The sequence below is a fragment of the Hyphomicrobium sp. ghe19 genome (genome assembly GCF_902712875.1).
Lineage (GTDB): Bacteria > Pseudomonadota > Alphaproteobacteria > Rhizobiales > Hyphomicrobiaceae > Hyphomicrobium_B.
In genome coordinates this window covers 2,498,712-2,519,198 of the sequence record NZ_LR743509.1, presented here as the reverse complement: position 1 = coordinate 2,519,198, position 20,487 = coordinate 2,498,712, and the positions used below count along the sequence as shown (strand labels likewise).

General features: G+C 59.2%; 19 protein-coding genes. All 19 read left to right on the top strand.

From position 1 onward, the window contains the following. The first annotated feature begins 23 nt into the window (after nt 1-23). The 19 genes from AACL53_RS12260 (at nt 24) to AACL53_RS12170 (ending at nt 20,487) form a co-directional block, all read left to right on the top strand. Nucleotides 24-1,757 carry an adenosylcobalamin-dependent ribonucleoside-diphosphate reductase gene (locus tag AACL53_RS12260; RefSeq protein WP_339084792.1) on the top strand — a complete coding sequence of 578 codons (1,734 nt, stop codon included), beginning with the start codon at nt 24-26 and terminating at the stop codon, nt 1,755-1,757. A 77-nt stretch (nt 1,758-1,834) separates the two neighbouring features. Then, complete coding sequence (locus tag AACL53_RS12255; RefSeq protein ID WP_339084791.1) at nt 1,835-2,746, top strand: ParB/RepB/Spo0J family partition protein; 912 nt, start codon at nt 1,835-1,837, stop codon at nt 2,744-2,746. After that, nucleotides 2,743-3,333, top strand: coding sequence for a hypothetical protein (locus tag AACL53_RS12250; RefSeq protein ID WP_339084790.1), 591 nt, complete (start codon nt 2,743-2,745; stop codon nt 3,331-3,333). The genes AACL53_RS12255 and AACL53_RS12250 overlap by 4 nt, the downstream gene beginning before the upstream one ends. Next, nucleotides 3,314-5,224 (top strand): hypothetical protein, encoded by a 1,911-nt coding sequence (locus AACL53_RS12245; RefSeq protein WP_339084789.1) that lies wholly within the window; start codon nt 3,314-3,316, stop codon nt 5,222-5,224. The genes AACL53_RS12250 and AACL53_RS12245 overlap by 20 nt, the downstream gene beginning before the upstream one ends. A 230-nt stretch (nt 5,225-5,454) precedes the next feature. Then, nucleotides 5,455-5,898 (top strand): hypothetical protein, encoded by a 444-nt coding sequence (locus AACL53_RS12240; protein WP_339084788.1) that lies wholly within the window; start codon nt 5,455-5,457, stop codon nt 5,896-5,898. A gap of 76 nt (nt 5,899-5,974) precedes the next feature. After that, the gene (locus tag AACL53_RS12235) at nt 5,975-7,948 is read left to right on the top strand and encodes a PEP/pyruvate-binding domain-containing protein (protein WP_339084787.1); all 1,974 of its coding nucleotides are present in this window, start codon (nt 5,975-5,977) and stop codon (nt 7,946-7,948) included. Between the two features lie 23 nt (nt 7,949-7,971). Beyond that, nucleotides 7,972-8,268, top strand: coding sequence for a hypothetical protein (locus tag AACL53_RS12230; RefSeq protein WP_339084786.1), 297 nt, complete (start codon nt 7,972-7,974; stop codon nt 8,266-8,268). Further along, nucleotides 8,265-8,471: a hypothetical protein gene (locus tag AACL53_RS12225; protein WP_339084785.1), complete on the top strand. Its 207-nt coding sequence runs from the start codon at nt 8,265-8,267 to the stop codon at nt 8,469-8,471. The genes AACL53_RS12230 and AACL53_RS12225 overlap by 4 nt, the downstream gene beginning before the upstream one ends. A 16-nt stretch (nt 8,472-8,487) precedes the next feature. Then, complete coding sequence (locus AACL53_RS12220) at nt 8,488-9,000, top strand: hypothetical protein (protein WP_339084784.1); 513 nt, start codon at nt 8,488-8,490, stop codon at nt 8,998-9,000. 80 nt (nt 9,001-9,080) lie between these two features. Continuing rightward, nucleotides 9,081-10,166, top strand: coding sequence for a hypothetical protein (locus AACL53_RS12215; protein ID WP_339084783.1), 1,086 nt, complete (start codon nt 9,081-9,083; stop codon nt 10,164-10,166). A 10-nt stretch (nt 10,167-10,176) separates the two neighbouring features. After that, the gene (locus AACL53_RS12210; RefSeq protein ID WP_339084782.1) at nt 10,177-10,896 is read left to right on the top strand and encodes a hypothetical protein; all 720 of its coding nucleotides are present in this window, start codon (nt 10,177-10,179) and stop codon (nt 10,894-10,896) included. Nucleotides 10,897-10,994: 98 nt separating this feature from the next. Continuing rightward, on the top strand, nt 10,995-11,864 hold the full coding sequence (locus AACL53_RS12205; protein ID WP_339084781.1) for a hypothetical protein: 870 nt from the start codon (nt 10,995-10,997) through the stop codon (nt 11,862-11,864). Nucleotides 11,865-11,867: 3 nt separating this feature from the next. Further along, on the top strand, nt 11,868-12,077 hold the full coding sequence (locus tag AACL53_RS12200) for a hypothetical protein (RefSeq protein WP_339084780.1): 210 nt from the start codon (nt 11,868-11,870) through the stop codon (nt 12,075-12,077). Then, on the top strand, nt 12,065-12,490 hold the full coding sequence (locus AACL53_RS12195; protein WP_339084779.1) for a hypothetical protein: 426 nt from the start codon (nt 12,065-12,067) through the stop codon (nt 12,488-12,490). Before AACL53_RS12200 ends, AACL53_RS12195 begins: the two co-directional genes overlap by 13 nt. Continuing rightward, the gene (locus AACL53_RS12190) at nt 12,457-14,895 is read left to right on the top strand and encodes a DNA polymerase (protein WP_339084778.1); all 2,439 of its coding nucleotides are present in this window, start codon (nt 12,457-12,459) and stop codon (nt 14,893-14,895) included. The genes AACL53_RS12195 and AACL53_RS12190 overlap by 34 nt, the downstream gene beginning before the upstream one ends. A 54-nt stretch (nt 14,896-14,949) precedes the next feature. Further along, on the top strand, nt 14,950-16,803 hold the full coding sequence (locus AACL53_RS12185) for a phage portal protein (RefSeq protein WP_339084777.1): 1,854 nt from the start codon (nt 14,950-14,952) through the stop codon (nt 16,801-16,803). 7 nt (nt 16,804-16,810) lie between these two features. Then, nucleotides 16,811-18,424, top strand: a complete 1,614-nt coding sequence (locus AACL53_RS12180) for a hypothetical protein (protein ID WP_339084776.1) — start codon at nt 16,811-16,813, stop codon at nt 18,422-18,424. A gap of 166 nt (nt 18,425-18,590) precedes the next feature. Then, complete coding sequence (locus AACL53_RS12175; protein ID WP_339084775.1) at nt 18,591-19,220, top strand: XkdF-like putative serine protease domain-containing protein; 630 nt, start codon at nt 18,591-18,593, stop codon at nt 19,218-19,220. Continuing rightward, the gene (locus AACL53_RS12170; protein WP_339084774.1) at nt 19,201-20,487 is read left to right on the top strand and encodes a hypothetical protein; all 1,287 of its coding nucleotides are present in this window, start codon (nt 19,201-19,203) and stop codon (nt 20,485-20,487) included. Before AACL53_RS12175 ends, AACL53_RS12170 begins: the two co-directional genes overlap by 20 nt.

Below are 20,487 nucleotides of genomic sequence, written 5' to 3'. Positions count from 1 at the left end.
CCTGAGTAGAAAGAGGTATTCTTATGAAGACCAACGTGGGACCGTCTTTGCCGATCTCCGAAGAGACGCACGCAACCAAGTATCGGTCGAGAGGGGAGACGTTTCGCGATGCCATGAACCGGGTGTCGAATGCTTTGAAGGACGACCAGCCGCATTATCGCTCTCTACGTGAAATTCTGATCGACATGCGCTTCATGCCGGCCGGCCGTGTGCAGTCGGCAATGGGCGCGACCAAGGCCGTGACGCCGTACAACTGCTTCGTGTCGGGCACGATCGAAGACAGCTTCACGACCGGAGAAGGGTCGATCATGCGGCGTGCTACGGAAGCCGCTGAAACGATGCGCCAGGGCGGCGGCATCGGCTACGATTTCTCGACGCTGCGTCCGCGCGGCGACGTCATCAAGAAGCTCCAGTCGCATTCGTCCGGCCCCGTGAGCTTCATGCAGATTTTCGATGCCACCTGCCGCTGTGTGGCCTCGTCCGGTCATCGTCGCGGCGCTCAGATGGGCGTCATGCGTATCGACCATCCGGACATCGTGGAGTTCATTACGGCCAAGCACAACCAGAAGGACCTGACCGGCTTCAATATGTCGGTGGCGGTGACCGATGACTTCATGGACGCGCTCCGCAACGACCGCCCGTTCGCCTTGAAGTTCAACGGCCAGACCTACCGGGAAGTCGACCCGGCCGATCTCTGGGATACGCTGATGCGCTCGACGTGGGATTGGGCCGAGCCGGGCGTGCTGTTTATCGACACGATCAATCGCATGAACAACCTGTGGTACTGCGAGCGGATCGCGGCCACGAACCCGTGCGGAGAGCAGCCGTTGCCGCCGTATGGTGCGTGCTTGCTCGGCTCGTTCAACCTCGTGAAGTATCTCGGCAAGAACGAGATGGGTCAGTGGAGCTTCGACCGCGGCCAGCTCCGCGAGGACATCAAGCCCGTCGTCAGAGCGATGGACAACGTCGTCGACCGTGCCGATTACCCGCTGCCGGAGCAGGGCCGTGAGGCTCGCGCGAAACGCCGTATGGGCCTCGGTGTGTCCGGTGTCGCCAACGCTTTCGAGGCGATGGGCTTGTCATATGGCTCGCCGGAGTATTGCGCCAAGCAGGACCAGATACTGGAGATCGTCCGTGACGAGGCGTATCGCGCCAGCGTCGATCTCGCTCGGGAGAAGGGCATCTTCGCGCTGTTCGACCGCGATCTGTACGGTCAAGGCAAGTTCATTCAAACCCTGCCGTCCGACCTGCAGGCCGACATTCAGAAGTACGGCATCCGCAACTCGCACCTGACGTCGATCGCTCCGACAGGCACGATCTCGCTTTGCGCCGATAACATCTCGTCGGGTATCGAGCCGGTGTTTGCTCACTCGTTCAATCGTACTGTGATCGAAGCGGCCGGCCCGCGCACGGAGACCATTGAAGACTACGGTGCTCGCGTGCTCGGCGTGAAAGGCAAGACCACGGCAGAGGTGACGATCGAGGAGCACTTGAACGTCCTGATCTCGGCTGCCAAGCACGTCGACAGCGCGGTGTCGAAGACCTGCAACGTCTCAGGCGACGTTCCGTGGGATGACTTCAAGAGCCTGTACGTCAAGGCGTACGAGGGTGGCGCGAAGGGCTGCACCACGTTCCGTGTCGACGGCAAGCGCGCTGGCATCCTCGTTGCCAAGGATGAGGCAAAGGATGAGCCTGCCAAGGACGAAGGCGGTGCGTGCACGTATGATCCGACAACGGGCATCCGTAGCTGCGAGTGAAATTAATTGTACTCGACAAACGGGCTAGGGGCGATTAGTTTTGTCCCTAGCCCTTTTTGTATCAGCAGGAGGCTGGGGTGAGTGCCCTTGAAAAGACGAAGAATTTAGTTCGGCGCGATTTGCCGATTGGTCTGTTGGTCAAGAACGAAGACAACCCGAACAAGATGTCGGCGCGGGCGTTCGATCTGCTCATCGATAACCTCGGCCAGACCGGTCTGACGGATGCTGTGCTGGTGAGACCAGAGAAGCTCCATCCGCTGATGTCAGAGCTTCAGCCTGAGGACTTCGTCAGCTGGTGCGTGAACAACAAGCACAAGTTCAAGATCGTCGGCGGTCACCATCGCTATGATGGCGCGACGTATCTGGGCTTCGATGTGGTGCCATGTACGATCATTCTCGACCCGGCCTTCGACGAGGACCAGGAGAAGTTCCAGCTCGTCAGGATGAACGCGATCCGCGGCAAGCTCGATCCGGAGGCGTTCTTCGGTCTGTATAATTCGCTGTCCGATAAGTACGCCGACGAAATCCTGCAGGATGCCTTCGGTTTCGCCGAGGAGGCGGAGTTTAAGAAGCTCGTCAACCAGATGGCGAAGACGCTTCCCGACAAGGTCACGCAGGAGAAGTTCAAGGAAGCGGCTGCCGAGATCAAAACGATCGACGGCCTCTCGAAGCTCCTGAACGAGATGTTCACGAAGTACGGCGACACGCTGCCGTTCGGCTTCATGGTGTTCGATCACGGCGGCCAGCGCTCGATGTGGCTCCGCATCGAAGGCAAGACGATGAACGCCCTCGATGTCATCGGCACGATCTGCATCGACAATGATAGGACCGTCGACGACGTCGTTGGTGCGATCTTGCAATTAATTGCAAAAGGCGACCTGAAGGACGTGCTCGACGCGATCCTGAAGAAGACCCCGGTGGCTAAGCTGCCGAAAAATATGACCGTTGCTCCGACCAAGGAGAACATCGCCAAGGTCGAAGCAGCATGAAAATCAAGGTCAGTCCTCAGGCCAGTAAGAAGATCAAGTCGCTGCCGCCAGAAGTCCTGGCTACGGTCGACTCCAAGTTGTTGCTGGGTGAGAGCGGCCTCGACGTCGCGAAGTACCTGCAGAACGACTGCAAGCAGTTCGTCGGCGAAGACATTTACAATCTGAAGAAGAGCCTGGAGCGGTATCGACAGGGCGACCTCAGAGTCCGCGCCATCGAGCGCATCACGACCGCTCAGAAGACCGAAAAGACCTCGACCATCGCCCGTCGCATGAACGCGATGGAGGAGCTGGACACGCTTGCCCAGCAGCAGCGTGGTCGCCTCGACAAGATGCTGATGAAGGAGAGCGAGATGCCGGCTGGCATTCTGCTCAAGGATGCGACCCGCGAGATCGGAATGCTCAAAGACCTGCTGGTCGACCTCGGCCGCCTGCAGCTCGAAACTGGCATCCTCGCCCGTGCCCCGAAGAGCTTCAAGGGCTCGATTGTCGACCCTGCCGGCACTGTGACCCAGTTCGAGTGGACCGAGGAGCAGGAGAAGCTTCACGCGGAGTTGGAGAGTTTAGAGTATGTCAGCCGTAGCAGCTGAGCATCCGCTCGAACTCTGCCTCCGTCTCTTGTCGACGATGGGTGAGCCCGGCAAATGGATTTGGCTCGTCGGCAAGGCGATCCGTGATCCGGAGGAGCGCGTCCGCTACCTGCGTCGTGCCATCAGCTGGCTGCGCAAGAAGGCCCAGCAAGACGGCTGGGTGATCCCGCCCGTCGATTTCCGCACGTTCGTCGAGAGTGAGAGCCTCTTGAACAAGGCCAGTGTCCTCTGGCCGGAGGTGTTGCGGGAAGGGGAGGAGATCAACTCGGGCAAGTACGTCGAAGTCGTGCTGACCGGCGGCATCGGTGTCGCGAAGTCCACGCTGGCGCTCTACACGCAGGCGTACCAGCTCTACGTCCTGACCTGCATGGAGAACCCGCACGAGGCGTTCGACCTCGACCCGTCGTCTGAAATTCTGATCGTGTTCCAGTCGATCACGAAGGACTTGGCTAAGGACGTCGATTACGGCCGTTTCCGGGCGATGGTCGATGATAGCCCGTACTTCAGGAAGTACGCGCCATACGACCAGGAGCGCGCGAGCGACATGCGCTTCACGAACAGCCGCATAGTCATCAAGCCCGTGGCCGGCCACGACACCGCTGCCATCGGTCAGAACGTGATCGGCGGCGTCCTGGACGAAGTCAACTTCATGGCTGTGACGGAGAACTCGAAGCAGACGAAGGACGGGACGACCTACGACCAAGCTATGTCGAACTACAATTCGATCGCCCGTCGTCGTGAGTCTCGCTTCATGCAGAAGGGCGAGCTGCCGGGCATGTTGTGCCTGGTGTCGTCCCGAAATTATCCGGGCCAGTTCACGGACAAGAAGGAGCAGGAAGCGAAGACGAACCCGCGGATTTACATTTACGACAAGCGGCTTTGGGAGATCAGGCCGGAACGCTTTGCCGGTGAGAAGTTTCACGTATTCGTCGGTGATCAGACCAGGAAGCCCCGCATCCTGCAGAGCGCGAATGAGATTGCTGAGCACGACCAGCGGCTCGTCATGGCGATCCCGGTCGAGTATCGTAAGACATTCGAGAACGACCTGCTACCGGCATTGCGTGACGTGGCCGGTGTCGCGACCCAGGCGCTGCATCCGTTCATGTTGAACTCGGATGCCGTAGCCGACTGCTTCGGCAAGACGCTGTCGATCCTGTCGCGAGAAGACTGCGATTTCGTCAAGACGAAGGTGCTGATGTACCCGAAGCGGGTGGTGAACCCGTTCGAATGGCGCTTCGCTCATATCGACCTTGCATTGTCGAAGGACAGTGCTGGCGTCTCTGTCGGGCATGTTCCCGGTTTCGTCGATGTCAACCGTGGTGACCACGTCGAGACGCTGCCGATCATTCAGTTCGACTGCATCCTGGAGGTGAGGCCTCCGCAGGGCGACGAGATCAGGTTCGAGAGCATCCGTCAGCTGATCTACGACATTCGCGACAAGCTCATGCTGCCCGTCCGCTGGGTGTCGTTCGACCAGTATCAGAGCCGGGACTCGATGCAGGTCATGGCGACGAAGGGTTTCTCGACCGGCTACCAGTCGATGGACACCGATACGCACGCCTACGACCTGCTGAAGCAGGCGTATTACGACGGCCGGGTCAAAGCACCCGCCCATCCTAAGGCGCTGCACGAGTGCATCACGCTGGAGTTCAACGCCCAGAAGAACAAGATCGATCACCCGCCGCATTCATCGAAGGACGTCTCCGACTCGATGGCTGGCGTCGCGATAGGCCTGACGCGCCGTCGCGAGATTTGGAACCGTCACCAGATACCGACCTACCGCATCCCGAAGCAGGTGTTCGACCTCGCGCGCAGCGGCGGCAAAGACAGCATCGAAGCCAAGGAAGCGAAAGAGCGTCCGCCGCACGAGGTCCGCCGCTATGGAAGTTAGGTACAAGCTCTATTCCGACACGAACCAAGCCGGCTTCTGCATCGATCTCGCCAGGCTCGGCGTCCGCTATTTTGAGCGCGGCCCCGTCGTCACCGTCTCCGAACGCACGTCTGAAGTTGAAACCGCCGCCCAGAATTGGGGAGCACAGGAGTTATATGATGAACCAGTCAATGATGCTGGATTTCGCGCAACGGGAAATCGCTACGTTAGAGAAGGCGGCCCCGGCCCACATGTTGGTTCTAATGCTAGAGGCGTGCGCTCGGCAGGGCTTCGAGTGCCGGTCCGATATTCTGATGCACCTGAACAACGCCGCGGCAAGCCCGCTCGCGGGTCTCGACGCCTTCAGCATCTCTCGTCTCGCGAAGAGGATCGATGACATCGCCGTAAGTCTGCTGACGCATCTCTCGCCAGATGACCCGCGGGACGGCCTGTACTGCACCGCCATGTTCTGTCTGAAGCTCGTCGATGAAGGCCTGCTCGAAGACAAGCAGAACCAGGCTGTGCTCGTGTCGCTGATGCTGATCGACGACGTGAAGGACGACCAGAAGGACGTGAACGGAGCCGAGTCGGTGTGGCGTGTAGACGAGGCACGATGGAAAGCATCGGCCGGAAACATGCTGCACAGAGCGCATCTGCAAGGGCTTTACCTTCGCACGATTAAAATGTGCAATTAATTGCATTTCTCATTGACCCCGCTAGGGCCTCAGCTAACGTCAAGAGGAAATTCAAGCCCAAACAAGGAGTGAGTGGGTGGCGTACAATTCAGATTACAACGCAGCCTATCGGTTCTCAGGCAAGGAGTGCGAATGGCAGTGCGCTGACGAGAAAGAGTCGAAGAAAATCCTCGGCGGTAAGGGTGCCGCTCTCGTCAAGATGGTGCAGTCGGGTCTGAACGTCCCTCCTGGCTTCACGTTCACGACGCAAGTCTGTCACGACATGGCAAGCAAATCGACGGCACAGGTCACTCTTGCCGGCATCAAGCTTGTCGCGACCGGTGACATGAAGTGGCTGAAGGAGCAGTTCGGTTACACGCCCCTGGTTTCGGTTCGCTCTGGTGCCCCGGTTTCGATGCCGGGCATGATGGACACGATCCTTAACGTCGGCCTCAACAAGGAGAACATCGGTGACTGGTGTGACCGGATCGGCGTCAGGCCTGCCTATGACAGCTACCGCCGCCTGATCCAGATGCTGGGTTCGACGGCCTACGGTGTGAAGAAGGAGTTGTTCGACGAAGCACTCGACGCGGTGAAGCAGTCGGTGAAGGCTGAAGCTGACACGGACCTCGACAGCGATGCCATCGCCACGCTCTGCGGGATGTACGAAGACATCTTTCAGAAGACGACGGGCAAGCCGTTCCCCCAGAAGCCGATCGATCAGCTGATGGCCGCGATCAAGGCGGTGTTCAACAGCTGGCACAATGAGCGGGCGGTCGAGTATCGCAAGCTGAACAAGATCGACCCGGCGATGGGCACGGCCTGCACGGTCCAGGCGATGGTCTTCGGCAACATGGGAGACGACTGCGGCACAGGCGTGCTGTTCTCACGCGACCCGTCGACGGGCGAGAAGTTCGTGATGGGTGAGTTCCTGCAGAACGCCCAAGGCGAAGACGTCGTGGCTGGTATCCGGACGCCGCTGCCGATCAATGTCATGCCGACGCTGGGTGGAAACTGGCAGGCTATTCGCCTGCAGATCAACAAGCTCTGCGCTGAGCTTGAGAAGTCGTACAAGGACATGGTCGACATCGAGTTCACGGTGCAGAAGGGCGAGCTGTTCGTGCTCCAGAGCCGGTCGGGCAAGCGCTCGGCTCGCGCTGCCTTCAAGATCGCCCATGACCTCGCCCAGGAAGGCGTGATCGACCCGGACACGGCGATGAAGCGGCTGACCCGCGAGCAGTACAAGGTCGTTCGCCAGCCGTCGATTGACCCGGCGTTCAAGACGGCATCGAAGTTCATTGGATTGCCGGCCTGCCCCGGCGTTGTGAGCGGTCGTCCGGTGTTCTCGTCTCAGGAGGCAGTTGAGTGCAAGGAGCCCTGCATCCTCGTCACGCATGAGACGACACCGGACGACATCAAGGGCATGAACGCCGCGATGGGTATCCTGACGAAGACGGGCGGAGCCACCTGCCATGCCGCGGTGGTTGCCCGAGCGATGGACAAGGCCTGCGTGGTCGGCTGCACAGCGCTCGATATCGACTGGCTGCGGACCTCGACGATCAAGAAGGTGACGATCGACGGAGCCAGCGGCAAGGTCTGGTACGATGTCGATGTCCCGGTGATCGATAGTTCGGATGCCCCGGAGCTTCGCAGGTTCGTCGATTACGCCCTGGAGGTAGCCGGTGCCGCCGAGCAGGTGACGCTCGATGTTGCGCCTCAGCACAAGCAGATGATCATGACCGCCCACTGGTGGGGCAACAAGGATGTCTTCGACTCGGTCCTGCTAAACCTGGCGAATATGCCGAGCCGGGCGAACGTGACGATCAACCTGTGCGGACCGAAGGGCCTGGAACAGACCAGCCTGCTGCATCAATGCTTTGGCTGGGAGTCTGACGATGCTAACTTCCTGGAGTACATGATCGATAGGCTGACGGTCCTGAAAGAGGAGCTGCATGGTCTCAAGATCATGTCACCGGTGCCGTTCGGGTCGCCCCTGACCGACGCCTACGTCTTCGTGACAGGAACCGCGATGCCAGCGGATTATGCGGTTTTCAGCGTGCTGGCAGCGTGAAATTAATTGCAAGGAGCTAGGCCATGCTGATCATTAGCCTTCGCGAGAACGACGACTTCTTCGTTGAGGGAAAGCGTGTCGTTGTCACGAAGGTCAGCGGGCCGAACGACTTCACGCTCCTGATCGAGGCGACCGGCAAGCAGCACCGCATCACGGATGAAGAGGCGACGGAAATCCTGCCAGACGTCCTCGTCTCGGCCGGCGGGTATCTGAAGATCGCCCAGGTCCGGATCGTGATCGATGCACCGCGGTCGATCGCCATCCTGCGCGGCTCGAAGTTTCGTCAAGACCCTGATCAGTACAGGGAGCAGAGAGCATGAGACCCAGGAAGTACAACGTCCCGGAGTCGGTTGTTCGAAAGGCACGGCGCTACGGAGTTTATGGAGACACGAAGGCACGGCTGAGCAGGATGGCGTTCAGGTCGGCCCCGGTCACCAGCAACTTCGGAAATAGAAGGTTCCAGAGTTACGTTCTTCTGGTCGAGAACGAGGACATTAAAGACGTGACCAGGGTTGCAGTTTAACAAGGAGTGAAGACTGATGTTGAGTGAACCAAAGCCTCTGGGCACGATTGTCATGCCTCTCGGCTGGCGCGGTGGTTGGAGAAAAGTCCGGATTACAGGTGGTCCGTTTGATGGCCGTCCTGACGGAGAAGACGCGTTCAACGTGGCCGTCAGAGCGGAGCGCGTGCAGGCTGGTGATGCCGATGTTCACCTGCCGATCCGCGATTTCAGCATCCCGAACTCAGACGCTGATGTCGCCGTTGCGCTGATCCAGACGATGCGGGCAGCGCTCCAGGACAAGGAAGTCTATGTGGGCTGCATGGGTGGTTACGGTCGAACCGGGCTGTTCCTCGCGCTCCTCGCCAAGACTGCCGGTATCGAAGACCCGGTCGAATGGGTGCGTGACAATTATAACGGTCGCGCGGTGGAGACTGAGCGGCAGTACGATTACATCGATGACTTCGACGTCTCAGGTGTCCGTCGCGCTGTGTTCGGTTACGCCTGGGGTGTGACGCTCTGCCGGATCAGCGGTCTGCCGTATCCAAAGTGAAATTAATTGCAATTTCATTTGACCCAGACCGGCCCTCAGCTAACGTCCTAATACGCTACTCAAACAAGGAGTGAACGGTAGTGCTCACTGATCCCGTGAATACGCTGGCCTATCACCAGTCTCGCGTGCTCTGCCAGCATCGGGACATGAGCACTGTCCCGTGCGCCTCGGTGGCTAAGGCGTTGGTCGAGTTCAAGTCGAAGGACAAGAACCCGAACACGACGCCAGAAAGTCAGGCGTTGTGGTTCTACGGCATGAACCATGCGGTTGCCCTGGTCGCCTCGCGGCGGGCACCGCTGGAGCCGTTGACGCCCGATGAGCTGAACTTGGTCAGGACGTACCATGAGAAGATGAACGAGAAGGCGGTCCGGGCCTTCTATTACCTGTTGCTGACGACGATCCGTGAGAGCCGTCACAATCAGTCGAAGGCGAAGTCGAAGCCGGATATGAAGAAGCAGTTTGGTGAGGAAGTTGCAGAGTTCTTCTGCGGCAGTACGGGTGATGAAGGCACGATCCACCAGACGTTCTTGAACAAGCCGCCTCAGGCGTCGATCGGCGCGTTGACCGGTGCGATGCAGTGGGCGTTCTACAACTCGAAATGGGCGAGCAGCTACGGTGGTCCGAAGTGGGGTGCCATCACGGACTGCCTGCACAGGTTCGTGACCGGCGAGTATTCGGCCGAAATGATGCTCGACACGATCTGGACGCTGCAGCACAACGGTGGTGTGCTCTTCAACAAGGGGCACGTATTTGCTCATGAGACGGGGACGTTGAAACGCATCCTCGACATTCAGCGCTCCGGTCAAATTCCGCACGCCATCCTGTACGACCAGCCGTGCGGCCATTACGTGACCGATGGTCTGCTGCAACACATGGAAATGGCGCAGCAGATGTTCCCGGATCACGTCGGCAAGTATGTCGACTGGTACATGGTCGAAGCGCTCGGTTCGGTGCACAAGTACCCGAAGGAGATCAGCGCACAGACGAAGACCCACGGCATCAGCAAGGAAGCATCGAAGGCGCAGAAGATGCAGGCCGAGAAGCTCGCGGCAATGGCCAAGGCTGAAGCCGAGAAGAAGGCAGCAGAGGAGAAGATGTACTTCACGCTGATGCCGAACACGAAAGTCAAGAAGGTCGAAATCCATCGCGTGGCGGAAGCCGCTTAGGAGTAGGGCTGTGAGCCGCAAGAACATCAACGATTATCTGACGAATGACCGAAGCGTGGCGCGCAGTTTGCGCAGCGAGGGCCAGAAGTATTTCGACAGCTGGGATCAGCACATGAAGGGGTCGACAGGCGGTTACGTCTCCAAGTCGTCGGTGGCGCTTGGACCGCGGTGCTATGCGAGCCACAAAGCGCTCGTGATGCCGAACACGAAGCTGAAGATTTACGGCGGCTCGTGCTCGTCGCCAGTGGTGCACGACGCTGATGTCTACATCGGCTTCGACAGCAGTATGCGGTTCAGCGACAAGCATTTTCCGTGGAACAAGGGCGAAGAAATCCTGTTCCAGGTGCCGGACATGGGCGTCCCGAAGAACGCCACCCAGTACAAGAAGCTGGTTGATTGGACGAAGGAGCAGTTGCTCGCCGGCCAAAAGGTTCATGCCGGCTGCATCGGCGGGCACGGGCGAACCGGCATGTTCCTCGCGGCGCTCGTCTCGATGTTCGGTGAAGAAGACGCCATCACGTATGTCCGTGAGCATTATTGCAAGAAGGCCGTCGAGTCGTCATCGCAGGTCGAGTTCCTGAAGAAGGAGTTCGGCGTGAAGGGAACGACAGCCACGAAGGCCTCGCCGAAGAAGTATTCGGTGGTGTCGAAGGATACAGCCGTCGAACGTCCGGCAGGTGATAGGTCGTTCAAGCCGCTGGTCGGAACGCTAGGGATTTGGGGCAGATAATTTAACGCTGAGTCGTGCAATTAATTGCATTTCTTATTGACCCGGCGCAGGTAGCAGTTACGCTCTTAGAATAAGCCCCGAGAGCAAGGAGTGAGACGGTGGCCATAGCAGTCAAGACCAACGGACCAGCAGCGCTGCTGAAGCTCGGCTTCACAGAGACGGAGCTGGCTGACTTGGCCAAGGTCGGTGTGAGCGTCAAGCTGACGGCATCCGCATTCGAGTTCTCAGACCTCGGCAATCTCGACGCTCCTGCTTGTGCCGTGCCCGTCACGCTCGACGAACTCATTCTCTTGAAGAGCGACAAGCTGCCGGCAGCGAAGAAGTTAGAACTCGCTGGCAGCTGTCTCGCTGCGATCCACCAAGTGAAGGCGGACGTGTTGAAGAATGCCGTGAAGGCCGGGCTGGAGCAGAAGGTGCTGATCGTGGACGGCGCTCCGCTCGAAACCGATCATTTCAATTTCAACATCAATGAACCAACGCCAGAGCAAATAGAGGCCATGAAGAGCGCATTGCAGATGCTGCCCAAGGCGGCAGTGAAACCGCAGCCGGCATCGCAACCCGTACCGCACACGATCGGCCTGTGGTCGGAGTTCCCGGAGAGCATGAAGAAATCGGCGGACTTGGTGCCCTTGCGTCAGGCGACGCAGATGTACCAGCCGGTGCATGGGACTTCGGCAGGCTCCCGCTATTTCGTAGTCGCCGCCAATGCCGACCTTCGCGTCGCTGCCCGCCTGCAAGGCCAGACGCTCTCGGTCAGGATCGAGGGCAAGGGTTGGGACAAATACAAGGAGAAGATGACCGCGGTCGGCTTCAGCAAAGTCAACGCGAACAAGCAGTACGCGAGTCTGCATCTCGACGTCGGCTACGACAAGGTGATGGCGTCGAAGACATTGGGAGCGGTCCTGATGGGGCTCGGTATTCCGATGGATACGCCGCTGCCCGACCTCCAGAAAGTTCCGAAAGGCTGAGTGATGCTTTCGATCGAAGAGTTCAAGGACCTCGAAGTCGGTGATCAGATTGAGGGGCCAGCACTGTTCAAGGTGTTGACGGATGAACCGGTGGTCATGCTGACCGCGCTGAAGACGAAGACGAGGGCCGAGTTCGTTGCGAGCTTTGACGGTGTCACGCTCGGCCGCTGGGTTTGTATTTTGAGCAATGGGGAGCTGCAATGGCAGACGTGAGTTCAGGCCTCTGTTACGCGCTCGCGGACACGCTCTCGATGGAGCTGCATTGGGATCACAGGGCAGAAAAGCTCAAGGGAGAGAGTGATCGCATTCTGACGTTTGGCGACCTCGAAGTCATGCTGCCCGTCAGGGTCGTTGACTCGAAGGTGCTGGAAGGACGCGCAATTCTCCTCGTCCGCGTGCTTGGCAACCTGCTGGTGCTTGTCACGGCCTCGATGCGCCGGGTGCGCGTCTATGTGCTCAATGCCGCGAAGTACGACGGCGACGCCAACACGATGCTGGCGAACACGATCTGCGCTGATCACAAAACGATTTGCGCCGGTCTCGGCAAGGCGATTGTCCGCGTGTTCGAGAGCGAAGGCCATTCGAAGACCCGTTGGAACAAGATAAAGGTGGCGACGCCCGCATGATTACGATCTGGTCTACGGCGCAGCCGAAACTCGTTTCTGAGACTTTTGGACGGATGCTGAAAGGCTTCCGTCCTAATGTTCCGAAGCATCAGTTCCACCTGTACAAGGAAGATGCCGAGCCGCCCGTCGTTCCGACAGGTGAGGTCTGTCTCGTTGCTGGAGCGAAGCCGCTCGCCGTGCTGCAGAAGGCTGGTCTCGCGCCGAAGGGTCGAACGATCACGTCGCTCAGAGAGAAGCCGTTGAAGTCACCGAACAACGGTAGCTTCCTGATGACGTTCGATCCGCACTCGATCGCCAACGATCCGCCGAACTACGACATCCTGCTGTGTGACCTGCGGCTCGCCGATCGCCTGCAGCGGACCGGTTCGACTGAGGTTCTGGCCGGCAACTGCAAATGGGTGCCGAACTTCTCCGAGCTGATCGAAGGCATCGCGTCCGATTATGCCCAGACCGGCAAGCCCGTCGATGTGACGGTCGACACCGAAACGATGGGATTTTATCCGTGGTACCCGGATCGGGACATCGTCTCGATCAGCTTCACGCATAAACGTGGTGAGGCTCACGTTCTGTATTTGGGCGACCTTCCTGGGGCGGAAAAGGTCGTGGAGCCTCAAAACGGCAGTGTCTGGGACCAGGTTAACTGGCTCCTGACCAGCGACCGTGTGAAGATCAGAGCCGCAAACGGCAAGTACGACATGATCTGGATCGCGGAGAAGTGGGGCATCGAGTGCACGAACTTCTCGATGGACACGATGCTCGTCGGCTCGCTGCTCGATGAGAACCGCTCGAACTCGCTGAACCTGCACGCCAAGCTGTTTACGCCGTATGGCGGCTATGACGACGCCTTCAACCAGACCCAAGACAAGGGCGCGATGGAGAAAATCCCGCCTGAGAAGCTTCTGCCGTACGCTGGAGGTGACACGATCGCAGCACAGGACGTCGCCGACACGCTGAAGGCCGACCTGCTGCATGACGATGACCTGACCCGGTTCTACGTCACGATCCTGCATCCGGCTGCCCGCGCCTTCGAGAAGGTGGAGCGCCGCGGCCTCGTCATCGACAAGGAGAAGTTCGAGGTTCTGGGCGACGACCTCCGGAAAACGATCAAGCAGACGCAGGACGTAGCCTTAGGCCTCCTGCCTCAGAAGATGCGGATCAAGTACAAGGACCGCATCGAAGACCAGATCGCCCAAGGCAAAAATCCGCTGCTCCCGTCCATTTTGCAGGAGTTCTTCTTCACCCCACACGGCCTGAACCTCAAGCCCTACGAAGTCACCCCGAAGCTCAAGAACGGACAACCCGTCCCTTCTATGAAGAAGTCGCATCTTCGTCAGTTCGAACACGTTCCAACTGCGAAGGCGATGGTGGCAGCGCTGACGGAGCTGGACGCGGCATCGAAGACGCTGTCGACGTTTGTCGAAGGCTTCCTGAAGCACCTGCGACCCGACATGCGGCTGCACCCGACGTACTTCCTCGCCCACGGCGACTTCGATGGGTACGACGATGACGCCGGCACGGTGACTGGGCGCTTGTCGGCCAAAGACCCGGCCATCCAGACCGTGCCGAAGAAGACGAAGTGGGCCAAGCGGCTGCGCGAATGTTTTCCGTCACCGCCGAAGAAGAAGCTACTCAGCTGCGACTTTTCGCAAGGCGAGTTGAAGGTCGTCGCCTGCGTCGCCAACGAGAAGACGATGCTCAAGGCGTACGAGGACGGGCTCGATCTCCACGCCCTGACCGGAGCCCAGATGGCGCAGGTCGACATCAAGGAGTTCCTGAGCTGGAAAGATCACCCGCACGACAAGGAATTGGCAGCCGCTTTTGAAAAACATCGTGGAAATGCAAAGCCTTGCAACTTCGGATTGCTCTACGGTATGTCGGCTGAAGGCTTCCAGAAATACGCCTGGGCGAGCTACAACATCATGCTGTCGATCGAAGAAGCGACCGAGATGCGGAACGCGTTCTTCACGCTGTATCCGGGATTGCTCGGCTACCACGACGACATGCGCAAGCTCGTCAAGACGTTCAAGATGGTCCGCACGCCGCTCGGCCGCATCCGGCATCTGCCGACCATCGACTCGTGGGACCGTCAGGCCCGCTCGTCCGCTGAGCGTCAGGCGATCAACTCGCCGATCCAGGGCTGCCTGACCGACATGATGATCTGGGCAATTGCGCTCCTCGAAGACGCCTATCCGGGTGGCGAGCTGGAGATCGTGGCCATGATCCACGACGCTCTGATCGCCTACATTCCGGAAGGCGAGGAGCAGCTCTGGGCGCAGCGGGTGACCGACGTCATGTCGAGCCTGCCGTTCGACAAGGTCGGATGGAAGCCGCAACTGAAATTTACCGCAGATGCCGAAGCCGGTCCCGATCTGGCCCATATGTCCAAGATCAAGCTCGTAGCTTAGTTGTGCAATTAATTGCACGATGATAGGGTTGCGGTCTGGATCAAGGATCGCAAGATGGCAGACGAGAAGCAGCCCGACCAAAAGGCACAGGTGTACCGTCTGGTTAAGTCCGAGGCGGGCGTCAGTATTCAGAAGGTGGGCTTCGGTGCCAAGGAGTCGGCTGCATCGTCTGATGCCGTAGCCTCGAACGCTGCGTCTCCTGAAGACGAATACCAGCAGTTTTACGTCGGTGCGGCGAACGACCGTGGCGTCCTCTGCCCACCGTACAACTTGCGCCGGCTGGACCGGCTCGCCCAGGAAAACAACACGCTGTCGCCTTGCATCGAGGCGATGGTCACGAACATCGACGGCACCGGCTACGACTTCGAGTCCAAGGCTGAGAGCGCCGAGGATAAGGAAGACGACAGTCAGATCGAGCAGCTCCGGGAGTTCTTCTCGGAACCGCTACCCGGCACGAATTTCATCTCGCTCCGCAAGAGCCTGCGTCGTGATTTGGAAGCCACCGGCAACGCCTATCTCGAAGTCCTGCGTAACGCTCAGGATCAGATCGTCTTTTTGAAGCACGTCGACTCGAAGATGATGCGACTCGTCAAGCTCGACGAGTCGGTTGAAGTCGAAGTCACCGTCAAGCGGAACGGCGTCGACACCAAGATCAAGATGATGAAGCGCGAGCGCCGGTTCGTGCAGCTCCTGAACGGCCTGACGCTGGTGTACTTCAGGGAGTTTGGCGCGTCTCGTGACATTAACAAGACGACCGGCATTTGGTCGAAGCAGGGGCAGCGTCTGCCCGCCAAGGACCGCGGTACTGAAATCCTGCATTTCACCTGCTTGCCGGACGCTCACACCGATTATGGCGTGCCGCGCTGGATCAGCCAGCTGCCGTCCGTCCTCGGCTCGCGTAAGGCTGAAGAGTTCAATCTCGACTTCTTCGATAACGGCGGCATCCCGCCCGTCCTGATCACGCTGCAAGGCGGTACGCTCCAGGCTGAGACCCGTAAGGCGCTCGAAGCCAAGATGACCGGCTCTGCGGAGAAGACGAACCGGGTGCAAATCCTGGAGGTCGAGCCGGCCGGTGGTTCGCTCGATCACCCGACCCAGGCTCGTGTCACGGTCGAACGCTTCGGCGGTGAACGCACGAACGACTCGATGTTCGAGGAATACGACAACAAGTGCGAGGAGCGCGTCCGCCGTGCGTTCCGCTTGGCTCCGATCTTCCTGGGTGCGTCCGACGACTATTCGTTCGCCTCGGCTTACGTCAGCTATACGGTCACGGAAGCCCAGGTGTTCAAGCCTGAGCGTGACGAGTTCGACGAGATCATGAACTCGAAGCTGCTGCCCGCAATGGGCTTCGGCGAGTACAAGATGGCCTCGAAGCCGCTCGTCATCGAAGACGTCCACCTGAAGATCGAAGGTCTGCAGATCGGCCTCGGCACGAACCGCGTCGACGTCGAGGACGTCATCTACGAACTGAACGAAGCGACCGGCCTGAAGCTGAAGACGATCGATCCGCCGGAACCGCCTGCCGTACCGAACGGGCTCGAAAGCACGCACACGGTCGACAACGAAGGCAACATCGTCCCGATCAAGCCCGTTCCGGTCGAAGCACCAGGCGCGAAGGAACCGAAGAGCGCTCCGACCGCAACTCCCGCCAAGAAGTGGGAGAAGCAGCCGGCAGGTATTCAAGCTCTCGCCAAGGACACGCTGATCGCGCTGCGCAAGCGGGATTGGCCGGAGCTGGCGAAGAACATGACCCTCGTCAAGTCGCTCGATGCGAAGGGCGTTGCGAAGTTCAAGCAGGCGACGGCCGAGCTTCAGTTCATCAATCCCGAGCACGATGCAGAAGGACTGGGAGATTTGGCAGCCGCCACGATTTCCCTGATGCACCACTCGCACGCACACCAGCATTGAGGCTGCCATGCCATCGCTCCAGGCGTATCTCTCGCTGGAAGCGTCAGTCGCCTCGACGATGCAGAGTCGCTGGCGGAAGATCGCTGCCGACACGCTCCGCGAAATCGAGCCGCTCGTTCAGGGCGGCAAGTTCGTTGATGCCCACGCCTATATCGACCGGCTGACGCTCAGCGGCGTCGTACAGAGCCAACGCAACCGTATCGAGGAGCTAGCCGTCAGCTCGTTGCTGTTCGGAGCCCACAACTGCGCCGGCAAGATCGAGGATACGAGCTTCGTCAAGAAGGCGAAGCCGCTCCCGGAAGCGCTGCAGCACGGCATCGATCAGCTCGTCGTCATGGTCGAGCACGACGGAGCCGACCTGATCCGCGATATGCTGCACGACTTCGTCCGGGACGAGGAGCTGCTCGCCAAAATCGTCAAGAATGATCTCGGTATGCCCGATCTCGCCGAGAACGGCGGTTTGCTGACGCCCGACCAAATACAGGTCAAGCGCAGCTCGCTCTATGTGTACCGGCCGGTGCTTGTCACGGATGAGCTGATGACATGGGCGATGGAGCAAGGCTTCCCGTCGATGCTGGAGCCGGACGATCTGCACGTCACGATCTGCTACTCGAAGGTGCCGGTTGAGTGGAATGCCGTCCAGCAGGACCCGCTCACGCTGGACGTCGGCATGAATGGTGCCCGCGAGATCAAGCGGTTCGGCGATGCCATCGTCATGACACTGACAAGCCAGGCGCTCCAGGAGCGGTGGCAGCAGTTCCAGGATGCAGGCGCGAGCTGGGAGCACGACGGCTACCGCCCGCACATCACGATCAGCTACGATCCAAATTTCGACATCTCGAATGTCAAGCCGTACACCGGCCCGATGACGCTTGGCGGCGAAGTCTACCAGCAGATCAAGAACAACTGGGCTGACAACGTCGATGAGGTCGAGCTGCGCAAGGCTGAGCAGTCGCTGGCCGATCGCCTGAACGACGCCGTCATGGGTACAGGCCGGGCCGTCATTGATCTCGGTGCGAACCTGACAACCAGCCGCCTCGTGACGTTCGGCTTCCTGGCTGAGGCCAAGGAACGGCAGATCACGACGTACCAGATTTCCGAGGTGCTCGACGATCACACCTGCGATGTCTGCGAGTACATGCACGGCAAGACGTTCAGCGTCGAAGAGGAGTACACGCGCGTTCTGCAGGCGCTTATGACCCAGAACCCGCAGGACCTGAAGTCGATTGCACCCTGGCCGAAGCAGTCGAAGGCCGGTCTGACCGATTTGAATGCGATGTCGCTCAAGCAGATGCAGTCGGCCGGCTACGGCAGTCCTCCGTTCCATCCCGGCTGCCGTGGAATTCTGCTGAACGCTGGCACTGTCGAAGAGAAGATCGCGCTCAATAAGATACCGTTGCAGCGTCTCGTCCCGGCTGCCGCGGTTGTCGATGCCACGGTCACGGTTCGCCCGGCACAGCCGCATGGCGGTACGGTGATCCCGAAACCGCAGTACCTGTACGACCTGATCGACAAGATCAAAGATCAGAAGACGCGCGAAAAGGCGCTGTACATGTGGGTGAACGGCGATATCGACGCTCTCCGGGACGTACTGCGCGACCAAAAACTGCTCCCGGCATGAAATTAATTGCAAGTTTTGGACGTGGGCCGCATACGAGCCACCGTGCAATTAATTTCACTTTTGATCTTCACCGTCTTTTTGCAGCGTGCAATTAATCGCTCGCGACGTGCTTGTCGCGGTTGGGAGTGAGGACGTGCTCGCAGGAGCGGTAGCAGAGGAGGCTAATGTGAACGTCTCCAAAGCCGATGCCACTAAGAGCGCACCCTCGGTTTCAATCAAGAAGCTCGACGAGGAACAGCAACTCGTTTTCGGAGAAGTCTACGCACCAGGGTTCCCTGACAGCCAGGGTGACTTCATGAAGGCGGAGACGATCCAGAACATGGCTCACGAGTTTCTGCGGCGTGGTTTGGTCAACAATATCGACACGAACCACAACCAGGAACTGAGCGGTTGCTACGTCGTCGAAAGCTTCATCGCCCGCGAAGACGACTCGGTCTTCATTCCGGGGTCTTGGGTTCTAGGGGTGAAAGTCCCTGATCCTGAACTCTGGAGGATGATCAAAGAAGGCGAGCTAAATGGGTTCTCGCTCGATGGTTCGGCCATACAGGTCGACACAGTCATCGAAATCGAGATGCCGATGGTGCTCAACGGCGAGACGGATATCGCGGACGGTCACAAGCATACGTTCCAGGTGTCGTTCGATAACCAGGGCAACCTGATCGGCGGCACGACTGGTCCGGGTCCGGATGGGCACGTCCACCGAATTGTTCGAGGCACGGTCACGGAAACGGCCAACGGCCACAGTCACAGGTTCTCGTTCGTTGAAGGCATCTTGAATGTCCAAGCAGCAAATTAGCGCAACAGAACTCGTGAACACGGAAGTGAACTTCGTCTCGCTGGTGAAGCGCGGTGCGAACCGCATCCCGTTCAGGATCACGAAAGAGGACCAGAATATGATCGACCTCCACAAGATCGGCCGCGCCATCTTTAAGATGGCAGAGCCGAAGATCGACGTAGTCGGCGTCATCCTGCAGAAGGGAGCCGACCTCGATAAGGTCAACGCGGTTCTCAAGGCAGCTGGCCTCGATGCCGATGCCCTCGTCAAGTCCGAGAAGGACGGCGTTGTAACGCTCGCTAAGGCCGATGCTCCGACCGGCAGCGTGCTCAAGGTTTCGGACGAGGTCGCACTCGTCGTCACCGCCGATCTCCAGAAGTCTTTCAGCGGTGTGGACTTCACGTCCTGGTCGTTCGGCGAAGTGCTCGCGACCGAAGGCTACTTCACGGGCGTCTGCACCTCAGTCGACGTTCTGAAGTCGACCGTCGCCAACATCCTGCATGAAGCCACGTCATCGTCGGAAGCGGCTGCCGCAGTCGGCAAGGCCGTCGATGAGATGAAGAATTACCTGATCTCGCTGACCGGTGGTCTGCCTGTTCAGGCGTTCAAGGCTGACGTTGAATTCTCGCGGGCAGGTTCGCTTGCCAAGGCCGAAGAGGCTCCCGCAGCTGAGTCGGCTCAGAAGGCAGATGAGGCTGTTGCTGAGACGGTCGTCGAGAAGGCTGAGGAAGCCAAGACCGAGCCGACCGCGAAGGAAGAAGTGTCGGCAAATCCAGTCCACGGAAGCACGACGACCGACACCAAACTCGGCACGAAGAGCCCCGACAACAACATCGACGAAGACCCGGTCGAGGGTAATGCCACACCGCCGGCTTCGGGCGGCAAGTCGAACGTCGGTGAGAAATCTCCATCGAACGACGTGGAAGGCAACCCCGCCGTTACGAAGTCTGCCGACACAGACAAGGACCAAGAGCTTGACGACAGCAAGAGCGGTGCGGGCGCAAAAGATCGCGGCCCGGAAGCTCCTGCAGTCAAGGCCGATAACGCCGTAGTCCTCGAAGCCATCGAGGCACTCCGGAAGTCGGTAGAAGACGAGATCGCCGGCATGAAGAAAAGCGTGACGGAGATTTCGGACCGCGTCGAAACGGTCAGCGTGCTGGCCAAGAAGACCGATGCGGCATTGAACGGCACGGTCTTCAACGATGCGGGTGGTGACACCGTCAGGACCCAAAAGTCCGAAACGCACGTCCCACTGCTCGACACGGCCTACTCTCGCAGAACCGCGTAA